General features: G+C 70.4%; 3 protein-coding genes and 1 riboswitch. Of the genes, 1 reads left to right on the top strand and 2 read right to left on the bottom strand.

Going from position 1 to position 4,163, the window contains the following annotated elements; genetic code table 11:
• Positions 1–184: 184 nt before the first annotated feature.
• Together P409_RS28085 and P409_RS28080 are read right to left on the bottom strand one after the other, a co-directional pair.
• Entirely contained in the window at positions 185–2,074 is a 1,890-nt protein-coding gene (locus P409_RS28085) for a TonB-dependent receptor plug domain-containing protein (RefSeq protein ID WP_081991848.1), read from the bottom strand.
• Positions 2,075–2,174: 100 nt separating this feature from the next.
• Positions 2,175–2,368: riboswitch (cobalamin riboswitch) on the bottom strand.
• On the bottom strand, positions 2,364–3,380 hold the full coding sequence (locus tag P409_RS28080; RefSeq protein ID WP_081991847.1) for a LysR substrate-binding domain-containing protein: 1,017 nt from the start codon (positions 3,378–3,380) through the stop codon (positions 2,364–2,366). (Overlaps the previous riboswitch by 5 nt.)
• Before the next feature lie 121 nt (positions 3,381–3,501).
• Here P409_RS28080 and P409_RS28075 point away from each other — a divergent pair, with 121 nt between their 5' ends.
• Positions 3,502–4,125 (top strand): FMN-dependent NADH-azoreductase, encoded by a 624-nt coding sequence (locus tag P409_RS28075; protein WP_034846179.1) that lies wholly within the window; start codon positions 3,502–3,504, stop codon positions 4,123–4,125.
• The last annotated feature ends 38 nt before the right edge of the window (positions 4,126–4,163 follow it).

Here is a 4,163-nt window from a genome sequence, read left to right as displayed (position 1 = left end):
TCTGCGCGCGTCCGCGCGCGAATGCCGAGGACGGTTCCGGCTGAACCAGCCCCCTCCCCTACCCCCTCCCGCAGGGGGAGGGGGAGCGTGGAATGGGCAACGCCTGGGGCCTCTTCCGCCAAGCGGGAGAGGCCACGCAGAACGCTCAGCACTCTTCGAGGGGCGGCAAGGCGGCGCATCGCGATCAGAAGCTGACCTTCATGCCGAGATAGCCGGCCCGGCGGAGCGAGCCGTAGGTCCAGACCTCCTCATAATCCTCGTCCAGCAGGTTGTCGATCCGGCCATAGACCTGAACCCCGTCGTTCACCTGGTACGACGCCGCCAGGTTCACCAGGGTATAGCCGTCCAGCGTCACCGGCGACGAATTGTAGGCCTCGTCGAAGGCCAGGTCCTTCTGCGCCCCATTGTAGTCGATCCCCAAATTGACGTTGGCCGCGCCCTCCAGGAACCGGTAGGTGACGTTGAGGCTGGCCAGGTCGCGCGGCCGGCGCACCAGCTCCGCCCCGATCGCATCCTCGGCATCGGTGTAGGTATAGGAGGCGCGGATGGTCAGGTCGTCGACCGGCGTCACCGACAGGCCCAGCTCCACCCCGCGCGCCGTGGCCGTGCCCGGCAGGTTGGTGGAGCCCTGGCCGCTGCCGACGATCAGGTCGCTGATCCGCTGCTCGAAATACGTCGCGTCCAGCACCACCCGGTCGCCCAAAAGATGCTGGTCGAAGCCGGCGTCCCAGCCCTCCGCCCGCTCCGGCCTCAGGTCCGGGTTGCCGCGATAGGTGTTGGTGAAGCCGTACAGCTCGAACAGCGTCGGGTTCTTCACGCCCGTGCCATAAGATGCGCGCAGCTTGGTGCCCGTGCTCTCGATCCGCCAGGCCGCGGTAAGGCGGTACGTTGTGGTGTCGCGGAACAGGTCGTTCAGGTCGTGCCGCACGCTGCCGGTCAGGAACAGGCTGTCGGCCAGGCCCAGCTGGTACTGCCCGACCAGCCCGGTGGCGCCGATCCGCCGGCTGAAGGCGGCGAAGCCGCTGTCGCTGTCGGCCTGCTGCTCCTCATGGTCAACGGCGAAGGTCAGGCGATGCTCCGCCGGCAGCACCGCCGCGCTGTCCAGCGTCAGGTCGGTCTGGTAGTCGACCCGGGTGGTCTTGCCGCGATAGCTGGCGGTGACGATGTCGTCGCCGTCGCGGTAGTCGCGGCTGTCGTCGGTATAGGACAGGCCGACGACATGCTCCCACCGCCCGTCCAGCAGCTTCAGCCTGCCCTGGATGCGGCCGAGGAAGGCCGACCCGTCGACATCGTCCTTGCTGTCGATGGCGCCGACGCCGCCCGCGAAGCCGTCGAGATCGGTGTTGAAGCGGGCATAGCGGCCGACCACGTCGATATCGACCAGCTCGCTGGGGTGCAGCCCGATCTTCGTATAGACCGTGCCGGTGCGGGTGCCGTCGGCCTCGCTGCCGTTGCGGGCGGCCGAGGCGCCGTCCGTCCGCAGCCCGGCGGCGCCGATCAGATAGTCGAGATCGTCATTGCCGCCGCTGACCGAGGCATGGGCGCGCAGCGTGCCATAGCCGCCGCCCTCGACCGAGGCGGTGCCCGTGACCGGCCCCTCCCCCCGCCGGGTGACGATGTTGACCACGCCGCCGATCGCGTCCGAGCCGTACAGCGCGCTCTGCGGCCCGCGCAGCACCTCGATCCGCCCTATGTCGTCGGCCATCAGATGGGCGAAGTCGAAGTCGGATTCCGCCGAGGGGTCGTTGACTTCGACCCCGTCGATCAGCACCAGCGCCTGGTTGCTTTCGGCGCCGCGGATGCGGATCTGGGTGGTCTGGCCGGCCGGGCCGGCGCGGCTGACGGCGACGCCCGGCACCTGGCGCAGCGCGTCGGAAAGCTGGCGGATCTGCCGGTCCTCCAGCTCCTGCCGGGTGATCACGGTGACGGCGCTGCCGACCTCCGTCGCCGGGGTCGGGGTACGATTGGCCGTGACCACGATCGGCGGCAGGGTCAGGCCGGCTTCCTGCCCCTCCGCGGGCAGGGAGATGCCGGCCGCGAGCAGGGTCAGGACGCAGCGGGATGAGACGGACATCGAGACCTCGGGAAGGCGCGCGGTGGCACGTCACCGCGAACGCTGTCTCCCCGGCGCACCGGTTCGGCAACCGCCAGGACACCCCGCCCGGCAGGCTCGCGTGTGACCACGACTGACGGCAGGTCTCCTGGCTTGCGGGTCGTCGCGCCTTCGCCGCCTTCCCAGGCCCGAGAGCCCAGTGGCCAAATGACGAAGGACTCGCCGCTCACAGTTGCGGGGACAGCCGCGGCATCGGGCCGAAGCCCTCACCGCATTCCCTTTTGATCCCGAAGGAACCGTCGCGGCGAAGCTAGTGGGCGGCCGGCCGCGCCGTCAACAGCGCATCGAGGCCCAGCGCGGCGGCGTTGGCGCCGGAATCCCGGTAGGGCGGCAGCCGGTCCTCCTCGCGCCGCTCGCTGTCGCAGATCGATACCATCCGCGGCACCCAGCGCACCACATGGTCGACCAGCGCGCGCACCGCCGGCACCAGGCCGCGGCGCGAGGCGAACACCGCCTGCACCTCGCCCTCCGGCACCTGCCAGTCGAGCAGCACATGCTGCAGCAGCCCGGCCTCGATCGCCGGCCGGCAGATATAGTCGGGCAACAGCGCGGCGCCGAGCCCGTCGATCGCGGCTTGGCGCAGGGTGAACATGTCGTCGCTGGCCAGCCGCGGCACATGCGGCACCGATTGCGGGGCACCGGCCATGTCGACCAGGGTCCAGACATGGCGGCCGTCGGCACGATGCAGGTCGAGCGTGCCGAGCCGGATCAGGTCGACCGGCTCCGCGGGCCGGCCGAGCCGGTCCAGCAGCTTCGGCGCGGCCACCACAACGGCCCGGGTCTGGCTCAGCACCCGCACCACCACGTCGGAAGGCTCGGTCGGCGGCCGGCGCACGCGGAAGGCCAGGTCGACCCGCTCCTCGATCACGTCGACGCGGCGGCCGGTCAGCTCCATCGAGATCCGCACCGCCGGATGCTCGGCCAGGAAACTGTTGATCAGCGGCGCGATCATGGTCTGCGCCAGGATGTGCGGGCAGGTGACGCGCACCAGGCCGCTCGGCTCCGACCGCGCCTGGGCCACCGCCTGCTCCGCCGCCTCGGCCTCGGCCAGCAGGGCCTCGCAATGGCGCAGGAAGGTCTCGCCGACATCGGTCAGCGACAGCCGGCGGGTGGAGCGCTGCAGCAGCCGCACGCCCAGCTCCTCCTCCAGCGTCGCGATGCGGCGGCTCAGCCGCGACTTGGGCAGGCCCAGCGCCCGGCCGGCGGCGGTGAAGCCGCCCAGCTGCGCCACCTTGGCGAAGAGGCGGAGGTCGTTGAGGTCGAGCATGGCCGTCACTCGCAATGGATTGTCCCACAGATAGAACGATCCATCGCGAAAATCCAGGCTACAGATGGATTATCCCCAATCGTAAATCCAATGGCACTGTCATTTATAGCCGGAGGGGTCCATGAAGATCCTGCAGATCGATTCCAGCCCGCTTGGCGACGCCTCGGTGTCGCGCCAGCTGACCCGTGCCACCGTCGAGGCCTGGCAGGCCCGCTACCCGCAGGCCGAGGTGGTGCATCGCGACCTGGTCGCCGACGCGCCGGAGCATCTGACGGCCGAGCGGCTGGCGGTGATCAAGTTCGGCAAGGATGCCGAGCTGACCCCGGCCCAGGCCGAGGAGCGGGCGCTGATCGACGGCATCGTCGGGGAGTTCCTGTCGGCCGATGTCGTGGTGATCGGCGCGCCGATGTACAACTTCACCGTGCCGACCCAGCTGAAGGCCTGGATCGACCGCCTGCTGCAGGCCGGCCGCACCTTCCGCTACACCGAAACCGGCCCGGTGGGCCTGGCCGGCGGCCGCAGGGTGATCGTGGTCTCGTCGCGCGGCGGCATCTACACCGCGGGGCTGGAGGCGATGGACCACCAGGAGGCCTATCTGCGCACGGCGCTGGGCTTCATCGGCGTCACCGAGATCGAGTTCGTCCGCGCCGAGGGCCTGGGCTACGGGCCGGAGCATCGCGACCGCGCGGTGGCCGAGGCGCACCAGCAGGCCAAGGCGAGCCCGGGCCTGGCCGCGGCGGCTTGAGAAGGGCGGCTTCCCCTTCTTAGTCCCCCCTCCCGCAG

Origin of the sequence: Inquilinus limosus MP06 (assembly GCF_000767795.1) — a bacterium.
Lineage (GTDB): Bacteria > Pseudomonadota > Alphaproteobacteria > DSM-16000 > Inquilinaceae > Inquilinus > Inquilinus limosus_E.
This window is presented reverse-complemented; position numbering and strand designations above follow the sequence as displayed.